Source organism: Mycobacterium sp. TH-M106 (genome assembly GCF_057473765.1).
Genome location: NZ_JBYCLE010000187.1, coordinates 18,447 through 37,210, shown reverse-complemented (window position 1 = coordinate 37,210; position 18,764 = coordinate 18,447). Strand labels below are relative to the sequence as shown.

The 18,764-nt window shown below is 64.9% G+C and carries 16 protein-coding genes; 10 read left to right on the top strand and 6 right to left on the bottom strand.

The features are described from left to right. Positions 1 to 473, top strand: a 473-nt coding sequence (locus tag AC2VOP_RS06510; RefSeq protein ID WP_486960196.1) for a YeeE/YedE thiosulfate transporter family protein, incomplete at its 5' end; no start/stop codon positions are given. Beyond that, positions 463 to 1,566 (top strand): hypothetical protein, encoded by a 1,104-nt coding sequence (locus tag AC2VOP_RS06505; RefSeq protein ID WP_486960195.1) that lies wholly within the window; start codon positions 463 to 465, stop codon positions 1,564 to 1,566. The genes AC2VOP_RS06510 and AC2VOP_RS06505, both read left to right, overlap by 11 nt. On the opposite strand, the gene cydC is transcribed toward AC2VOP_RS06505, so the two are convergent. The 6 genes from cydC to AC2VOP_RS06475 all read right to left on the bottom strand — a co-directional run bounded on the left by cydC (position 1,541) and on the right by AC2VOP_RS06475 (position 8,349). Beyond that, positions 1,541 to 3,274 (bottom strand): thiol reductant ABC exporter subunit CydC, encoded by a 1,734-nt coding sequence (cydC, locus tag AC2VOP_RS06500; protein ID WP_486960194.1) that lies wholly within the window; start codon positions 3,272 to 3,274, stop codon positions 1,541 to 1,543. The genes AC2VOP_RS06505 and cydC overlap by 26 nt on opposite strands. Beyond that, positions 3,261 to 4,919, bottom strand: coding sequence for a thiol reductant ABC exporter subunit CydD (gene cydD, locus AC2VOP_RS06495; protein WP_486960193.1), 1,659 nt, complete (start codon positions 4,917 to 4,919; stop codon positions 3,261 to 3,263). Before cydD ends, cydC begins: the two co-directional genes overlap by 14 nt. Next, a complete protein-coding gene (gene cydB, locus AC2VOP_RS06490) occupies positions 4,916 to 5,962 on the bottom strand; it encodes a cytochrome d ubiquinol oxidase subunit II (protein ID WP_486960192.1) in 1,047 nt (348 codons plus the stop codon). The genes cydD and cydB overlap by 4 nt, the downstream gene beginning before the upstream one ends. Positions 5,963 to 5,995: 33 nt before the next feature. After that, entirely contained in the window at positions 5,996 to 7,483 is a 1,488-nt protein-coding gene (locus AC2VOP_RS06485) for a cytochrome ubiquinol oxidase subunit I (protein WP_486960191.1), read from the bottom strand. A gap of 125 nt (positions 7,484 to 7,608) precedes the next feature. Then, on the bottom strand, positions 7,609 to 8,016 hold the full coding sequence (locus AC2VOP_RS06480) for a DUF302 domain-containing protein (protein WP_486960190.1): 408 nt from the start codon (positions 8,014 to 8,016) through the stop codon (positions 7,609 to 7,611). Between the two features lie 63 nt (positions 8,017 to 8,079). Next, positions 8,080 to 8,349: a metal-sensitive transcriptional regulator gene (locus tag AC2VOP_RS06475; RefSeq protein ID WP_486960189.1), complete on the bottom strand. Its 270-nt coding sequence runs from the start codon at positions 8,347 to 8,349 to the stop codon at positions 8,080 to 8,082. Between the two features lie 148 nt (positions 8,350 to 8,497). On the opposite strand from AC2VOP_RS06475, the gene AC2VOP_RS06470 reads away from it, so the two are divergent. The 8 genes from AC2VOP_RS06470 to AC2VOP_RS06435 all read left to right on the top strand — a co-directional run bounded on the left by AC2VOP_RS06470 (position 8,498) and on the right by AC2VOP_RS06435 (position 18,708). Next, positions 8,498 to 8,884, top strand: coding sequence for a carboxymuconolactone decarboxylase family protein (locus tag AC2VOP_RS06470; RefSeq protein ID WP_486960188.1), 387 nt, complete (start codon positions 8,498 to 8,500; stop codon positions 8,882 to 8,884). A 320-nt stretch (positions 8,885 to 9,204) separates the two neighbouring features. Then, on the top strand, positions 9,205 to 10,944 hold the full coding sequence (gene ctaD, locus AC2VOP_RS06465) for an aa3-type cytochrome oxidase subunit I (protein WP_486960187.1): 1,740 nt from the start codon (positions 9,205 to 9,207) through the stop codon (positions 10,942 to 10,944). A gap of 192 nt (positions 10,945 to 11,136) precedes the next feature. Further along, entirely contained in the window at positions 11,137 to 12,099 is a 963-nt protein-coding gene (locus tag AC2VOP_RS06460; protein ID WP_486960186.1) for a PE-PPE domain-containing protein, read from the top strand. Positions 12,100 to 12,258: 159 nt separating this feature from the next. Further along, entirely contained in the window at positions 12,259 to 12,873 is a 615-nt protein-coding gene (locus tag AC2VOP_RS06455) for a mycothiol-dependent nitroreductase Rv2466c family protein (RefSeq protein WP_486960185.1), read from the top strand. A gap of 291 nt (positions 12,874 to 13,164) precedes the next feature. Further along, on the top strand, positions 13,165 to 13,401 hold the full coding sequence (locus AC2VOP_RS06450; RefSeq protein ID WP_486960184.1) for a YgaP family membrane protein: 237 nt from the start codon (positions 13,165 to 13,167) through the stop codon (positions 13,399 to 13,401). 378 nt (positions 13,402 to 13,779) lie between these two features. Then, a complete protein-coding gene (locus AC2VOP_RS06445) occupies positions 13,780 to 15,060 on the top strand; it encodes an NAD(P)/FAD-dependent oxidoreductase (protein ID WP_486960183.1) in 1,281 nt (426 codons plus the stop codon). Between the two features lie 587 nt (positions 15,061 to 15,647). Beyond that, positions 15,648 to 17,126, top strand: a complete 1,479-nt coding sequence (locus AC2VOP_RS06440; protein ID WP_486960182.1) for a PE-PPE domain-containing protein — start codon at positions 15,648 to 15,650, stop codon at positions 17,124 to 17,126. A 256-nt stretch (positions 17,127 to 17,382) separates the two neighbouring features. Beyond that, positions 17,383 to 18,708 carry an MFS transporter gene (locus AC2VOP_RS06435; protein ID WP_486960181.1) on the top strand — a complete coding sequence of 442 codons (1,326 nt, stop codon included), beginning with the start codon at positions 17,383 to 17,385 and terminating at the stop codon, positions 18,706 to 18,708. Positions 18,709 to 18,764 lie beyond the last annotated feature (56 nt).

Below are 18,764 nucleotides of genomic sequence, written 5' to 3'. Positions count from 1 at the left end.
TCGGCGCCAGGATGGCCGACGGGTGCACCAGCGGCCACATTCTGAGCGGCGGGATCCAACTGGCGCTGAGCGGGTGGCTGTTCACCGCGGCGACGGTGATCGCCATGGTGACCACGGCGCGGCTGGTATATCACGACGCGGGCCGGCTGACGGTCCCCGGCGGCCCGGGCCCGCAACCCCCGCACACCCAAACGAACCACCAAAGCCAGCCGATAACCGTGAACGCTGTCGTGCTCCTCGTTGTCGTGCTCAGTGGCTTCGCCGGGATGACCGCCCTCGGTGCGGTGCTGACCGGCGGACAGACCCAGGGCCTGCTGACACTTGCCGACGTGCTGGCGCCGGCGGCGATCCCGCTGCTGTTGGTGATCGCGGTAACCATCACCTGTAGCGGTGGACCAGCCAAGCGGCGGCACGGTGAAGGAGGGTCGGCGTCCACGCACCGTAGACAGGAACCACAACCTGATGCCCGATAATGCGAAGACACCATCATTTCGGCTCTGGGCGTTCGGTGACGCCCATGTCGGGACGGACAAGACGTTCGGCAGAAGCAGCCTTGCCGAGGCGATTTCACAGTCGGAATTCGGCGGCTCCGAGGGTGGACCGCCGTTCTCCTGGGACATCGCCGTCGACGTCGGCGATATGTCGGGTGCTCAGCACAGCCTGCCCGACGACGCCGAGGGACGTGAAGTCCGCGAGCAGTTCTCGGCCCTGCATCTTCACCGACGTGAAGATATCTACAGCGTGTCCGGAAACCACGACCGCAGCGGCCTTGCGGAACCAGAGGCCTGGTGGTGGCAGAAATGGGTCGATCCCCTCGGCGAGCACACCGAGTTCTCCGGGGTCGATCCCGCAGCGCGTCGCTACCCCGTCGAGGGGACCTGGGAGCGGTACTCGTTTCGCGTCGGCAATCTGCTCTTTCTGATGATGAGCGACCGCAACGAGCCCACCCAATCCATCGGGCGGGGCCCACTCGGAGGCAATCCCGGCGGAGTGGTCAGCGGTGAGACATTCGACTGGTTCACGTCGATGGTCGATGACAACGCCGACGCCCTCATCATCGCCGTCTACCATTACGTCCTGAAAGACACCACCGTGGCTTCTGGCGAGTGGGACGGTGTGCGCAAGAATGCGGCAGGAGCCTGGGAGGAGCACTACCACCGCCCCTACAAACAGGGCACACCGCAAGGTGCGTCGTTTCTGTACTGGGTTGACAGCAAACCGGATTCGGGAGCATTCGAGAAGTTCTTGGCAGCCCGTCCCGGTCGGGTGGCGATGTGGTTGGACGGCCACACTCATACGAATCCCGACGATTCCTTCGGCGGTAAGACGCACATCGAGCGCCGCTGGGGCACCTGGTTCCTCAATGTCGCCGTGTTGAGCCGCTATCACGCGCCGTTGACCACGTTGCCCATGAGCCGTCTGATCACTTTCAACCCGGAGAACACCCCCGACAGTTGCGACGTGCGAGTGCAGTGCTATCTGCACACCAGCCAGTACGCCCCGCAGGGCTGGTACCCCAAAGCGGAGCGGACGTTGACTCTCAACCGTCCATTCCGGTGGCGGTGACAGCGTCTCGAAGCTGGAGCTCTGCTCGGACCGGTGCGGGTGACGGCCCACCGGAGTCACCGTCGTTGAGACTCAGTTCCGGGCAGCGAATGTCGTCGGGGAGATGGTGAGTGGCCACGACCACCGTCCGTTCTGCGCCGATCAGCCCGCCTTCCGGTTCGAGCAGCCCGCGCAGGATCACCTCGGCGTCGGTGGCGTCGAGGTGCTCGATGGGTTCGTCGAGCAGCACGATGCGAGCCGGCGAGAGCAGGGCCCGGGCCAGCAGCAGCCGGCGGCGCTGACCCGCGGACAGCGCGTGGGCGCCGCCGGACAACACCGTCGCCAAGCCGTCGGGCAGGCCAGCCAGCCACCCGTCGAGTCCGACCCGGTGCAGCACCGCCATCAACTCGTCGTCGCGGCAGTCGCGGCGGGCCACCAGCAGGTTGTCGCGGACGGTGGTGGCGAAAATGTGTGCGTCTTCGGCGAAAAAGGTGATGGCGTTGCGTAATTGGCCTTCGTCGAAATCACTGAGCGCGGTCCCGTCCAACTCAACCTGGCCGTGCAGCGGCGCCAACAGGCCGGCCAGTGTCATCAGCAGCGTCGTCTTGCCGGAGCCGCTGGGGCCGGTGACCGCGAGCCTGGCAGCGGGTCGCAGATCCACCGTCACCCGGGTCGAGTGGTCAACACGGTGGCCAGCAAGGATATCGGCGGCGCACAGCCGGTAGGTCGTCGGTGGATGCGGCCGCACCGGTGGGCGAGTCGGGTCGGCGCAGGGCTGATCTGCGCGGGCCAGTTCGAGCAACCGCCGCGTCGCGATCTGCGACCGGATCAACTGGATGGCCGCGGCCGGCAACGCGGTGGTCGTCTCGAAAGCCGACAGCGGCAACAGCATCAGGATTGCCAGGGTGGTGGGCGCGACGGTGGGCGCGATCGAGATTGCGGCCATCACCGCGCCGAGCACGCTGACCCCGATCGCAGCGGTGGGCATGGCAGCGGCCACCGCAGCCGGTGTTGCCGCGGCGTCGATCGCGTCGGCCCAGGCGCGTTGCCGGCGCTGCGACTCGGCGACGATGTCGGGCAGTCTGCCGCTGACGCGCAGCTCGCTGGCGTGCTCCAGCGCGAGCATCGCCGCCACATCACGATCGGCCAGGTATTGGCGGGCAACCTCTTCGGCTGCCGTGGCCGCCCGCGCCGACAGCCACGGTGCGATCACCCCGGCGGTGAGCAGGCAGACCGCCAGCACCGCAGCAGCCGCCGGCGAGATCACCGCAATCACGGCCACGGCGGCCACGCTGAGCACGACCGCGACTCCGATCGGCAGCAGGGCGCGCACCAGCACATCGGCCAGCATGTCGACGTCGGCGCCGACCCGCGCCACCAGCTCACCGCTGTGCAGCCGGGTCGCGACGTCGGCGGGTCCGTGCGCTAAGCGCCGGTAGATTTCCGCGCGGGCGGTGCCCGCCGCGCGCAGCGCGGTGTCGTGGGTGGCCAGTCGCTCGCAGTAGTGCAGCACGCCGCGGGAAATCGCGAACGAGCGTACCGTCACGACGGCGACCGACAGGTCCAGCACCGGCGGCATCTGCCAGGCACGGGTGATCAGCCAGGCCGACACCCCGGCCAGCCCCAGCGCGCTGGCCTGCGACAGCACCCCCAACGTGACGGCAAGCACCAGCCGGGGCAGCCGCGGGCGCAGCAGCGTTGACGCGGTCAGCAGATCAGGTCGGCGCATAATGACTCGCGCCCACGGCGATCACCCGGTCGCCAATCGCCAGCACCGGGTCACGGTGGCCGACGACGAGTACCGTCGCGCCAGCCCGCGCCCGCTCGACGAGGGCCCGCAACACCCGGTGCTCGGTCTGGGCGTCCAGGTGGGCGGTCGGCTCGTCGAGCAACAGCACCGGCGCGAGTGATCCGAGCGCGCGGGCCAGGCCGAGCCGCTGTCGCTGACCCAGCGACAGCCCGACGCCGCCGCGCCCGAGCTCGGTACGCGTGCCGCCGGGCAGCTGCGCTAACACCAGATCGAAACCCGATGTGGCACAGGCAGTTTCTGCATCTGCGAGTTCGCCGAACAGGGTCAGGTTGTCGGCGACACTGCCCGGGATCAGCACCGGGCGTTGAGGCAGCCAGGACAGCTGACGCCACCACCGGGTTGGGTCCAGGTCAGCGACGTCGATCCCGGCCACGGTGATCCGCCCCGACGTCGGCACCGTGAGCCCGGCGATGCACTGCAGCGTGGTACTCTTGCCCGCGCCGTTGGCGCCGGTGAGCACCGTCACCTGGCCCGGCTCGATCACCGCGGTGAGATCGTATGGCGCAAAGCCGTCCCGGCCGGCGACGCTGAGTCGTTCGGCGCGGATCACCGCGCCACGCACGGTCACAGTACGGTGCCCCGGGGCCGGGCCGGGGGAGTCGTCGATGAACGCGAAAGCCTTGTCGGCGGCGGCGCGGCCGTCCTGGGCGGCGTGGAATTCCACCCCGATCCGGCGCAGCGGCCAGTACACGTCCGGCGCCAGCAGCAGCACCGCCAGGCCCGCGGTCAGGCTCATCTGCCCGAACACCAGGCGCAGGCCGATGCTGACGGCGACCAGCGCAACGCCGAGCATGCCCAGCAGCTCCAGCACCAGAGCAGACAAGAAGGCGATCCGCAGCGTTGCCATCGCCGAACGGCGGTGCGCGGCCGACAGTTCGGCGATGCGATGCTCGGGCCCGGCAGCCCGACCCAGCGCGCGCAGCGTGGGGATGCCGGCGATCAGATCCAGCAGCCTGGCCTGCAGTGTCGTCATGGCCGCCAGCGCGGCCGCTGACCGGTCGGTGGTGGCCAGGCCGATCAGCACCATGAAGACCGGGATCAGCGGCAACGTGACCGCCACAATCACCGTCGACTTCAGGTCGTAGAGCGCAATCACCGCCACGGTGGCCGGGGTCAAGATCGCGGCCAGCGCCAACGCGGGCAGGTAGGCGGTGAAGTAGGGGCGCAACCCGTCCAGGCCGCGGGTCACCACCGTCGCGGCGGCGTCGCGCCGGTCGGCCAGTTCCCGGGGGGCGCGCGCGGTCACCGCTCTCAGCACCTGACCCGCCAGATCGGCGATTACCGCGCTGGCGCCCCGCTGGCCCAGCCGAGCTTGCAGCCAGTGGGCCGCCGTGCGAACGGCCCACAGCGCCGCCAGGATCGAGATCAGCGGCAGCCAACGCTCGATGCTGCGGGTGGACGGGTCGGTGATCACCCGGGCGGCGATCTGCGCCAGCACCACCGCCGAGGCGACCGCGCAGCCGGCGATCACCACACCGTAGGCCACCGTGGCGGCCAAAAACCGGCGCACCGCCGTCGATGCCCGCCACAAGCGGGGGTCCAGCGGCGCTCGGCTTTGGCTCATCCTCGCGACGGTTGTCTCGCCAGGCCAGTCGACGCAGGCATCCGCTCGGCCGAAATCCGCTGCCGGAAAACCCAATACGTCCAACCTTGGTAGGCGACCGCCAACGGGGCGAAGACCAGCGCCGCCCACGTCATGACCTTCAGCGTGTAGGGATTCGACGACGCGTTATAGATCGTCAGGCTCCAGGCCGGGTTGAGCGTGGACGGCACCAGGTTGGGGTACAGCGCAGCGAACAGCAGGATCACCACCGCGGCCACCACCACCGCGGTCGAGGCGAATGCCCAGCCGTCGAAGCTGCGGCGCCACACCAACGCCACCGCCGCCAACTGCGCGACGACCGCGACCGCCAGCACCAGCCACGTCCAGGTCTTGCCGTAGGCCAGTTGGGTCCACAACCCGAAACCGGCTACCAGCGCAGTCACCGGCAGTGACAGCCACGTCGCGAACCGCAGCGCGTCGTCGCGGATCGCGCCGGCGGTTTTCAACGCCACGAACACCGCGCCGTACAGCAAAAACAACCCACCGGTGGCCATGCCGCCCACCAACGTGTAAGGGTTGAGCACATCGGTGATCGACAGGTGGACATGGTGGTCGGCGTCCACCGGCAGCCCGCGGACCAGCACCGCGAACGCCACGCCCCACAGCACCGCGGGCAGCCACGACCCGGCGGCGATGCCGAAGTCGGCCCACGCCCGCCATTTCGGGTCGTCGATCTTGCCGCGCCACTCGATGGCGACCGCCCGCACGATCATCCCGAACAGGATCACCAGCAGCGGCAGGTACAGCGTCGAGAACACGGTGGCATACCAGCCCGGAAACGCCGCGAACATCGCGCCACCAGCGGTGATCAGCCAGACTTCATTGCCGTCCCAGACCGGGCCGAAGGTGTTCAGCGCCGCACGGCGATGCGACTCGGCGTCGCCGGCGCCGGCCCGGCCGAACGGCTCCATCAGCATGCCCACCCCGAAATCGAAACCCTCCAGGATGAAGAACCCGAGAAACAGCACTACGACGAGTCCAAACCACAGTTCCTGCAACCTCATCTTCTGTTACCTCCTCGCCGGACTCCTCGGATATCAGTAGGCGAATGACAGCGGCGCCACCTCGTCGCTACCGGGCGGAGCCGGCGGTGCTAGTTCGGCGTCGTGCTCCTGCGGCCCTTCGACGACGTAGCGTTGCAGCAGCCGAAACCAGATGACCGCCAGTACGCCGTAGACCAGGGTGAACATCACCAGCGACGTGACCACCATCCCCGGTGAGTGACGCGACACACCGTCGGCGACGGTGAGACGGATCAACTGGTCACCGGTCGGGTTGGGGGCGACGATCCACGGCTGGCGCCCCATCTCGGTGAAAACCCACCCCGCGCAGTTGGCCAAAAACGGCGTGGGGATGGTCAGCAGCGCGAACCAGGAAAACCAGCGCCGATCCTCCGGGACCCGGCCGCCGCGGGTCAGCCACAGCGCGGCCAGCGCAAACAGCACCGGAACCGCCAGCAGCCCGATCATCGCCCGAAACGACCAGTAGGTGACGAACAGGTTGGGCCGGTAGTCGTTCGGCCCGAAGCGCTGCTGGTAATCCTCCTGGACGTTGCGCACACCCTGCAGCTGCACATCGCTGAACCGCCCCTGGGCCAAAAACGACAGCACATAATGCATCTCGATCACCCGGTAGACGTTGTCACAATTGTTATGTGTCCCGATGGTCAGGATCGAAAACGGCGGGTCGATTTGGGTGTTGCACAACGTTTCCGCCGACGCCATCTTCATCGGCTGCTGGACGAACATCAGCTTGCCCTGGGTGTCGCCGGTGAAAAACAACGCCACCGCCGCGATCAGCGTCACCCAGCAGCCCAGGATGGTCGCCGGGCGGTACATTGTGCGGGCATCGGTTTCGGTTGCCGCCGCACCGGTGCCCGCGGCGGCGGTCCTTTTCTGCGACCGGACCATCCACCAGGCACTGACCGCGGCGACAAATGCCCCCGCTGTGGCAAACGAGCCGACGATAGCGTGCGAAACCGCCGCTTGCGCAGTGTTGTTGGTCAACAGCGCGGCAATGCTGTCTAACTCGGCGCGGTGTGTCTCCGGGTTGTAGTGGGCGCCGACCGGATGCTGCATGAACGAATTGGCCACGATGATGAAGAACGCCGACATGTTGGTCGCGATCGCCACGATCCAGATGCAGGCCAGGTGCATCCCGCGCGGCAGGCGGCCCCAACCGAAGATCCACAATCCGAGGAACGTCGACTCGAAGAAGAACGCCGCCAAGCCCTCTATGGCCAGCGGGGCGCCGAAGACGTCGCCGACGAACCGGGAGTACTCGCTCCAGTTCATGCCGAACTGGAACTCCTGCACGATCCCGGTGGCCACCCCCAACGCGAAGTTGATCAAAAACAGCTTGCCGAAGAACTTGGTGAGCCGATACCAGGCTGGATTGTCGGTGATCGTCCACACCGTCTGCATCAGCGCCACCAGCGGCGCCAGACCGATGGTCAGCGGCACGAAGATGTAGTGGTAGACGGTGGTGATGCCGAACTGCCACCGCGAGATGTCAAGGGTGTTCACTGGCCGCCTCCCGAGCTAGACCCTCATCGTAGACTACGCAGTGTAGTAGCCTAGCCCCTCGCTCCGCAGCCGATCGGCTGCTTCCCGGCCGGGGATTGACGGGTTTGAGATCGCCACAGCGTGGGTCAGAGGGCACTGATCGCGGCGCGTAGCTTGGCGGTGGCCTGGTCGGCCATATCTTGCAGGCCCGGCTGGCCGGTCACCCGCACCATGAGTTGCGGGTCCATCGCCTCCACGATGACCGTGTCGCCTTGGCTGTTGGCCGGGTCGGACCGCACCACAACATTGCACGGCATCAACTGGCCGATCTGGCGATCCACATCCAACGCGCGGTGCGCCAGCTGCGGGTTGCAGGCCCCCAGGATGAGATAGTCCTCCATGTCCTGGCCGAGCTTTTGTTTCAGCGTGGCCGCGACGTCGATCTTGGTCAGCACACCGAAACCTTGATCGGCCAGCGCCTGAGTCGTCCGCTCCACGGCGTCGGTGAACGAGGTGTGCAACGTGGTGCTGATCCCCAAGGTGGTTTTGTTCATGTCGTTCCTCCTCTATGACTTCTGTGTGACGGTGCCGGTTGGCGATGACGCATGGGATGAGATCTAGGCCAGGCTCAAAAAAAGCTTTTCCAGTTCGGATTCGGTGAGCTGCGGCCCGTCGCCCGGGCCAGTGCCGGTGATGCAGTCCCGAAGTCCGGAGGCAACGATCTTGAAGCCGGCTCGGTCAAGGGCGCGCGACACCGCCGCCAGCTGGGTCACCACGTCTTTGCAACCGCGGCCCTGTTCGACCATGGCGATGACCCCGGCCAGCTGCCCTTGGGCGCGCCGTAGCCTGTTGAGCACCGCGGTGATGCCATCTTCGTCACCGAGCATTGTTTCCTCCGTGTTCAGCCCAGGGTGCATTAGAACGGTACCCATTGTACCCCCTGGGGTATAGTGGCGGCACGCGATCGTGCCCATGCGCCTGATCCGACAGGCCGCCGAGTAGCATACCACTACCGGTATAGGTATCATCACCGTCATGGATGAACGCAACCACTACCACGACGTACTCGATGACCTGAACCCGCAGCACCGTGCGTTGCGGCAGATGATCCCGGGGGTCTACCGCGGATTCGCCGAGATGAGCAGCGCCGCGCTGACCTCGGGCGCATTGGACAAAAAATTCAAAGAACTCATCGCGGTCGCGATCGGGGTCGTAGCGGGCTGCGATGGCTGCATCGCTTCGCACACCCGGGGCGCCGCTCGTGCCGGAGCCTCCAAAGAAGAAGCCGCTGAGGCCATCGGTGTCAGCATCTTGATGCACGGTGGCCCGGCCACAATCTACGGTGCCCGGGCCTACGAGGCTTTCTGCGAGTTCGCCGACGCCGCCGAGACAGCCAGCGCCCCGGCGGGATCGCCCCAGTGAGCGCCATCATGAGTGCCATATGGCTTCGCCGCCCAACAGTTCTCACATGATCCGGAGTCACCATGTGCTATCCCGTCCGCTGTCGAGGCTGCGGTAAGACGACCTGGGCGGGCTGTGGCCGTCATGCCGACGACGTCATGAAAGCTCTGCCGCCCAGCCAAAGATGTACCTGCTGTAGCGACGCCGCAAACCAGCCGTTAACCCAGCGTGGCCGTTCGTGGTGGTCACGCCGCAAAGAGCAGCGCCACACCGGGTGATCGGCCGCTGGTAGGAAGGAGGGGACAGTCACATGCCCATCCAACGCGGGGTAGCGAGATGTCATGACTGCTGAAGCACTATCTGTCGAGTCATTACAAGTCCATCGCCCATTTCCGGCCCGGCTGGGCCCGAAGGGCACGCTCGTCTACAAGCTGGTGACGACCACCGATCACAAGCTGATCGGCATCATGTACGTCGTCACCTGTTATGCGCTGTTTTTCCTCGGCGGGCTAATGGCCCTGTTCATGCGCGCCGAGCTGGCCGCGCCCGGTCTGCAGTTTTTGTCCAACGAGCAGTACAACCAGCTGTTCACCATGCACGGCACCATCATGCTGTTGTTTTATGCCACCCCGATCGTGTTCGGCTTCGCCAACCTGGTGCTGCCGCTGCAGATCGGTGCCCCCGACGTGGCGTTCCCGCGGATCAATGCGCTCTCGTTTTGGCTGTTCGCCTTCGGTGCTGCGATCGCGGTGGCCGGCTTCATCACCCCGGGCGGGGCCGCCGACTTCGGCTGGACCGCCTACACCCCGCTCAGCGGCAGTGTGCACTCCCCCGGTGCCGGTGGAGATCTGTGGATCATGGGGTTGGTTATCTCGGGCCTGGGCACCATCTTGGGCGCGGTGAACATGATCACCACCGTGGTGTGCATGCGTGCGCCCGGCATGACGATGTTTCGGATGCCGATCTTCACTTGGAACATCCTGATCACCTCGATCATGGTGCTGTCGGCTTTTCCGATCCTGACCGCGGCGTTGGTCGGCCTGGCCTACGACCGACACCTGGGCGGGCATCTCTACGACGCGGCCAACGGCGGGGCGATACTGTGGCAGCACCTGTTCTGGTTCTTCGGCCACCCCGAGGTCTACATCGTCGCGCTGCCGTTCTTCGGCATCGTCACCGAGATCTTCCCGGTGTTCTCCCGCAAACCGCTGTTCGGCTACACCACCATGATCTACGCGACGATAGCCATTGCCGGACTGTCCACGGCGGTGTGGGCGCATCACATGTTCGCCACCGGCGCGGTGCTGCTGCCGTTCTTCACTATCACGTCGTATCTGATCGCGGTGCCGACCGGGATCAAGTTCTTCAACTGGGTCGGAACCATGTGGAAGGGCCAGCTGACCTTCGAGACGCCGATGCTGTTCTCGATCGGCTTTGTGGTCACGTTTTTGCTGGGCGGTTTGTCCGGTGTGCTGTTGGCCAGCCCGCCGCTGGACTTTCATGTCCACGACTCCTATTTCGTGGTGGCCCACTTTCACTACACGCTGTTCGGCACCATCGTGTTCTCCACCTTCGCCGGCGTCTACTTCTGGTTTCCGAAGATGACCGGCCGGTTGCTCGACGAGCGACTGGGCAAGCTGCACTTCTGGTTGACCTTCATCGGGTTTAACACCACGTTTTTGGTGCAGCACTGGCTGGGCAACATGGGCATGCCGCGCCGCTATGCTGATTACCTGCCCACCGACGGCTTCCAGGGTCTGAACGTCGTCTCCACCGTCGGCGCGTTCATCCTGGGCGCGTCGATGGTGCCGTTCATGTGGAACGTGTTCCGCAGCTGGCGTTACGGCGAGGTAGTCACCGTCGACGACCCGTGGGGATACGGCAACTCGCTGGAGTGGGCGACCAGTTGCCCGCCGCCGCGGCACAACTTCACCGAACTGCCCCGGATCCGCTCTGAGCGCCCGGCGTTCGAACTGCACTATCCGCACATGGTGGAACGGCTGCGCGCGGAGGCGCACCTTGGCCGCCACGGTGGCCGCCACAGCGAGGTCAGCGAGACTGAAAATGCTTCGGTAGGGTAGCGGGACCCGTCGCGACCGAGCATCCGAGACAGGGGCCCAGGAATTTTGATACCCGCAGTGCCTGACACCGGCGCCGAGCGGCCGACACACGATATCGCCGCTCGGCAAAGAGCGTTGGGCGCCGTCATCGTCGTCACCGTCATTTGTGCAGGGCTCATAGCTGATCCACCAAATGCACCTTCGCTGCCCGGCATGCGAACCCGTGAAGCGCGGCTGACCGGCAGCGGCACCGTGGATTCGCCGCTCGGCGATGGCGTCGCACTGATCATGGGCCCCAGCGGAATACCGACACCGGGGCAAAATTACGCGGACGCCGCCGATGCTCTCTACCTCCATCCACTGGGCTTCACCGGGACCACGGAAATCCTGACGACGCCGGAAAAGCTGTTCTTCGACAAAGCTGCATCGTGGGCCGAGGGAGCACAGATCCTGACCACAGCGATTGACCACCAGATCGACGGCGGCCAGGTGAGCGCGGAAAACCCCGTCGTTGTTTTCGGGTACTCGCAAAGCGCCACGTTCTCCACGTTGACGATGGAACAGCTGCACGAGCAGGGTGTGCCGAGCGATGACGTCCACTTCGTGCTGGTCGGTGATGCGGCAGCGCCCAGTGGGGGCATACACACCGCCTTCGGCACCGCGCCCCCGACGCCGGACACCCTTTACCCGACCGACGTATACACGCTGGAATACGACGGCTTCGCCGACTTCCCCAAATACCCGATAAACCTGTTGTCCGATCTGAACGCGCTCATCGGGGTTTTCACAGAGCACCTCCACTATCTGACCGCTGGCCCCGACCAGATCGACAACGCGATTCTCTTGCCGGGCTCTGCAGACCTCACCGGTGCAGGGATGACGAACTACTCCATGATGCCGTCCGAGACCCTGCCACTGCTGGAGCCGCTGCGATTGCTGCCGGTGATCGGGCAGTCGCTGTACGACCTGCTGGAGCCGGATACGCGGATACTGGTGAACCTGGGCTACGGCAACATCGACCACGGTTGGTACCCAGGTCCGGCGAATGTGGACACTGCGATCGGGCTGTTCCCCACCGACCTCGACTGGTCAGCTGTCCTGCATGCACTTGCCGACGGTGCGCAGCAAGGAATCCAGGCAGCAGTCGGCGACCTGGTCGCTATCGGCGCGTTTTGAGTGAGGGGCCCGATCGACGCGGCTGAACTCTGTTGACACGGAGGACCAGCCCACAGATACCCGGCTGGGTATAGGATATACTTCATACGCTTGTACGGCTTAGGTACCTGAGGAGGTGGCAGTGACCTGCAAGGTGAGCACACTCGCCGAAGAACCGTGATGACCTCGATCGACCTCTACGTCGACCCGGTATGCCCATTCGCGTGGGTAACGTCGCGCTGGTTGCTGGATGCGGCCAGCGCCAGTGGACGCAGCGTCGCGCTGCAGCAGATGAGCCTGGCGGTGCTCAACGACGGTCGTGATGTGGCGCCCGCGCAGCGTGCCAAACTCGAGTCGTCGCGTCGCGTAGGCCGCGTCTTCGCCGCCGCTACAGCCGAAGGCGGCCCCGGCGCATTCGGCAATCTCTACCAAGCCTTGGGTGCCTTGGTACACAATGGCGACGGGGACGTGGCCGATAGCTCGGTCAAAGAAGCGCTGGCGGTAGCGAACTCCAACCCCGCGCTGGTAGGTGCACTCGACGACCCGGTCTGGGACGATGCCGTTCGTGCGGCGCATCAACGCAGTCAAGACGCGCTCGGCGGCAGTGGGGGCAGCCCGATTATCGCCGTCGACGGCAGAGGATTTTTCGGGCCGGTGCTGACGCGTCTCCCGACGCGAGATGCCGGCATCGAGCTGCTTGACGCCGTGCTGACCGCGGCGTCGACGCCCGGATTCGCCGTACTGCAACGTCCCTACCAGGGCCCGCCATCGACGGCCGATGCGGAGGATCGCTGAATGTGCCATGCGGTTCGGTGCCGAAGCTGCGGCCTGGTCACCTGGTCGGGATGCGGCCGACACGTCGCCGAAGTGAAGGCCGAAATACCGCCGTCCCAGTGGTGCGACGGTCACCCCGAACCGCATCACAGCCCTTAGCGACGGCGATGACCCGCTTCAGCGCAATGACGGGTAGATGCCCCACCGGGTATCATCGTTGATGTGTTTCAATCCTGCGCTTCGACCCTGGAGGTGTGAGTTCCCATGCAAACCAACCAATGTACGGCTCCGCTTGAGCAGGGGGCGTTCGGGATGCCACGGTTGCGAGGGTGGACGCTGGAGCGGGCCATCCACCTGCTGGCGGGTTCCGTCGTGCTGGTGACGCTAGGCCTGGGGCGGGAACATTCAGCCCGCTGGCGGATCCTCACCGGTTTCGTAGGAGCCAACCTGCTGCTCGATGCAGCGGTAGGCTGGTGCCCAACGAGCGTTCTGCTGCATCGACTTGGCCTACCCACGGCGGCCGAGCGGGCGCTGCACTCCGACACCTAAGTCCAATCTCGTAGCGAACACCAGATCCCACCGAATCGTCAACTCGCTCGACCGGCGAGCCGGGTTTCATGGGCACCACTCCTGGCCTGCTCGCGTAAGATGCGATGGTGGCGGTGGCCGGGTTATGTAGGTAGCCTCGGGGTGGATCTCGACCCCTTACGACCGACCGGCAAACGAATCTTAATCTCGAGATCCTCGATGAGATGTACGGAGCCGCAATATGATTCGAACAATGTGGACCCTGGAGACAAGGCTGAGCGTCACCGCCGGCGCCGTAGTACGCCTGCCCAGCCCCGACAGCGCCGTGCCTGGGGGTTGGACGGGTCTGCCCCTGAGCTGTCTGGGTTTGCGTCGCGAGGCCGAACGGGCGATGGTGTCATGAGCAGCGCGCGTCCCCGTGTTGTGATCCTGGGAAGCAGCTTCGCGGGGCTGACCACAGCACGCTTTATCCGGGCACACTGCGGCGAGGCGGTGGACTTGACGGTGATCGACCGCAACCCGTACTTGATCTTCGTGCCGAACATCCCGATGGAGGTGTTCGCCGACCACGATCCACTCGTGTCGATGCACATGGAAACCGTCCGGTTCCATGAACGCGACGGCAACGAGTTCGTCAATGCGGCAGTCACCGCCATCGACCCCGAAGCCAAGCGAGTGACTTTCACCCCGACCGACCGGGCCGGCTCGGCACCCGAGAGGATCAGCTACGACTACCTGGTGGTGGCCCTGGGCAACCAACTGGCCTACGATCGCATCGAGGGATTCGGCGAATACGGCGACACCGTCTCCAGCGGGCATTACGGTAACAAACTGCGCCGCAAACTTTTTAGTGGGGGCTACCAGGGCGGACCGATCGCCATCGGGTCCGCCCACTTCCACCAGGGCGTCGAGCATAAGCCCGACTGGATGCCTGTCGCCGAGGCGGCCTGCGAAGGGCCCCCGCTGGAGCTGGCGTTGTCGATGGCGCACTGGCTGGGTGAGCACTCGATGGGCGACGCCCACAAGATCACTTTGTTCACCCCCGGTGCAGTCATCGCCGAGGACGCTGGGGAAGAGATTGTCAAGGAATTCTTGGATCTGGCCAGCGGCATGGGCTTTGGATACATGCCCGGCACCCGGGACGTCTCGCGCCTCACCGCGGACGGCATCGAGTTCGCCAACGGCGAGAGCATGGAAGCGGAGCTTAAGATCCTGATGCCCGATTGGGTGCCGCACGCGTTTCTGAAGGAGCTGCCGATCACGGACGAGTACGGTTTCGTCGTCACCGGCACCGACATGCGCAACCACGACCATCCGGAGATTTTCGCGGTCGGCGATGCCGCGGCGCTCACTATCCCCAAGCTCGGATCCCTTGGTCACCAGCAGGCAGAGATTGTCGCCCGTCAGATCGCGGTTGAGATCGGCAGCCTCGATCGGGTCAAGGTGGGTGAACCCTATCGCCCCGAGATCATCTGCTTCGGTGACATGGGCAGCCACAAGGGCTTCTACATCCACTCCGACACCTGGTACGGAGGCACGACCAGCGTTTTCAAGATGGGCTATACGCCGTGGGCGATGAAGATGGCGTTCAAAGAGATGTACTTCCGAACTGGCGGCAAGCCCGCGTCCTGGGGTATGCCTGCCACCGAGTTCACCATGGACCGGCTGCCGGTACCGTGACGCGTCGCAGCGAATGCGGCGTGGTTCAGGGTTGGTCAGGCGGGGTCAGGCACTTTGGGCTGTAGCGACGGCCTGGGCTAGGGCGTCGGCACGTCGGATCATGCGCTCCGACAACTCGAGGAACTGGTGCTCAGCCCCCGAGACTACGCACGACGAGTAACCCAACGTATGTACTTCCGTCGCGAATCCCTGCAGGTCGTGAGCTACTTGTTGCAACCTGGTGTGTTCTGATCTGTCCATCGAAAGAACCAATCGTCGTTCGGGCGGTGCGACTATCGACCCATCCTGCACCGCGGAGGTTTCACGGAGGTTTCTGGGCTCTGAAGTCTCTGGAAACGGTTGTATCCACTGGACACCCACAGCGTCAGAAGAGCCTCCCGCGGAAATGCGGTAACGGCACGAAACTCTTGTGCACAAGAAACCACCGTGTTCTAATCGTCATCACAGTCGCTTCCTGACGACACTGCCGGGCGTCGACGTGACTCCGTGTCTGCCCACGAGGTAGAGTCGGCCGAAACGGTATCAAAACAACGAAATAACCGGATTGTCCAGCCTCACCTGGGGCCCAACACAGATAAGGACAAGGTATGCGGCGTGCACTTGGCCCCTACGTCACCGCTGTCACCGCCATCGTGGGCGGCAGCTGCATCGCGGTAGCCCCGGTTTCGCCACCGGCGCCCGACGTACAGGTGCGCGGGGTAAAGCTCGTGGACAGCGAGACCGGCATCGCCGACATCATGGCCGGCAGCGGCACCCCGATACCTTCCCCTGACTACGTCAAGTACGTTTTCGATCTTTGGCTCGCGCAGGACTTCCCCAACTACACAACAGAACCCGTGTTTTACCCGGCGGGGAATTACGCGCTCTACACCGGCGTCAAAAGCTTGACTCTGAACGACTCAGAAAACCTGGGCGAGCAGATTCTCGACAAGATGATCACCCAGCAGGTCAACGAGGGCCATGACGTCGTCATGAGGGGCCAGTCTCAGAGTTCGACGGTCGCCAGCATGACCATGAGCGAGCTTGCGGCCCAGAATGTGTCGAGCGAGAAAGTGTCTTTCGTGCTGACCGGTGATCCCAATCTCCCCAACGGCGGCCTCTTCGAGCGCGCGGACGGCTTCACCACCCCCAGCCTGGGGATCACGTTCAACGGCGCGACACCGTCGGATCTGTACCCGACCACCATTTACACGTTGGAATACGACGGTTTCGCCGATGTCTGCCAGTACCCGATCGATGCCCTGTGCGACCTCAACTCCATCGCCGGCATCCAATACGTGCACCCCACATACAACTCCATACTTCCTCCCCATGTCACATCCGACCAGATTGCTAACGCCATCAAGTTGCCGACCGTGGGCGACACGATGACCACTTACTACATGATGCCGACCCAGGACCTGCCGCTGCTGGATCCGCTGCGCGCGATCCCGGTGGTGGGCAACCCGCTGGCCAACCTGCTCCAGCCGGATCTGGAGGTGCTGGTCAACTTGGGCTACGGCGACCCCGAGTATGGCTGGTCGCAGGGGCCGGCGAACGTGCCGACCCAGTTCGGGCTGTTCCCCAGTCTTGCCGACCTGGAGAAAGTGCCCGCCCTGCTGGCGTCGGGGACCCAGGCGGGCATCCATGATTTCACGCACGGCATCAGCTCGAGTGCAGCGTCGTTCATGGCGGACCCGTCGGCGGCGGTGTCGGGCATGCTGGCCGACCTGACGACGGGGTTGTCGAGCGCAGCCTCCCCGGCGGATCTGCTTTCGGCGCTGTCGCCCAGCGGCATCACCGATGAGTTCATGAAGGTGGTCAACGCACTGTCCGGGGCGGCGTCGGCGGCCTATGCGACTCTGCTGCCGACCGCGGATGTCGTCAATGCGGTGTTCACCGCGATGCCCGCCTACGACATCACCCTTTTCACGGAGGGTCTTAAGGCAGGACACCTTCTTGAGGCTGTCGGTCAGCCGATCGCGACGGACACCTATCTGCTCCAAATGGCCGGTGGTTTCGAGCTCTTCACCATCATCTCTCAGGCCACGACGGTGGCCGGCGACCTGTCCAGCATCTTCCCGTGACGCGCGATCCGTGTTCGTGTCCGGAGAGCCTCGATCGCTGAGTGTGAAAGTTTCTGCCGGGCAAGCACTCTGGGGTATGTCCGAGCTTCCACCATGGAATCCGGAGAGATACACCAAACCCGGTGTGGCATCAGCCCATTCTGTCGCTATCGCATAGAATCACGAACGCAAGCGAGCGGCACCTACGTCAGGCCGCTTCTCCACCGCTCCCAGGACGAGGCCGAGTCGATGTGAAATACAGCACTGGAATGCAGTCTTGAGCAGCCACGCGGTCGGTTCTCATAGCACCGCGCGGTCTCCGGTAGTGGCTTGGGCGCTATGGGATTGCGGCGCGACAGGTGTGAACGCCGTCGTCTTGACATTCGTGTTCTCCGTTTACCTCACCGGGCAGGTTGGTGCGGGGCTACCCGGTGCCACGACACCCGCAAGCTGGCTGGGCAGGGCGCTGACGTTTGCGGGGCTGTTCGTCGCGTTACTGGCGCCGGCGACCGGGATCTGGGTCGACGCTCCCCACCGTCGGCGTACCGCACTCGCGGCACTCACCGGCCTGGTTGTCGCAACGACATCGGCGATGAGTTTCATCGATGCCGACTACCATTACCTGGGGCCAGGTCTTGTCCTGCTGGCTTGTACCGCGGCGTGCAGCGACCTGGCGACCGTGCCGTTCAACGCCGTGTTGGGCCAGATCTCGACGGCGCAGAACTCAGGCCGGATCTCTGGAATTGGTTCGGCTGCAGGATATTGCGGAAGTGTACTCCTGCTGCTGATCCTCTACATCGGGTTCATCCAGGGCGATGGCGACACCCGAGGCCTGTTCGGCCTTGCGGTGGCCCACGGCCAGTACATAAGGGTCGCGATGTTGGTGACCGCCGCGTGGTTGGCTCTGTTCGCGTGGTCGCTGCTGCTTTTCGTGCGCACCCCGCCGACCATCGGTCCTTCCCGCCCGGCTGTCGGACTCCGCAGCGCCTACCGTGCGCTGTGGCACGAAGTGAAGGGGGAGTGGCGACGCGACCACAACGTCGTCTACTACCTGGTGTCCAGTGCGATATTCAGAGATGGGCTAACAGGTATCTTTGCGTTCGGCGCAGTGCTCGGTGTCACGGTGTACGGCGTGTCGCAGGCCGACGTGCTCGTGTTCGGGGTGTACGCCAGCACTGTGGCCGCGATCGGTGCGGTGGTCGGCGGTCTGCTCGCTGACCGCATGGGCGCTAAGCCCGTCATCATTGGCTCGCTCGCCGCTATGATCGCGATCGGATTGGTCCTGCTGGCTCTCACTGGCGCGCTGGCGTTTTGGATCTGTGGGCTGCTGCTGTGCCTGTTCGTCGGCCCCGTCCTGGCCTCCGCTCGCGCGCTGATGCTGCGGATCTCCGCCGAGGGCAAGGAAGGCATGGCCTTCGGTCTCTACACCACCACCGGGCGCGCCGCATCGTTTTTGGCGCCTTGGATGTTCTTCACCTTTGTCGACCTATTCAGCTCCGACCGGGCTGGGCTGGCTGGACTGTGTGTGGTTTTAGCAGCGGGGCTCGTGGGCATGATTGCCGTGCGCGTCCCTCGCGACGCGAACTGCAGAACGAGAGCCTGACGTGGCCACAGTGGTGTCGTCCAGGTGGGCTGGCGCAGCCGCAACGCAGCCTTGCC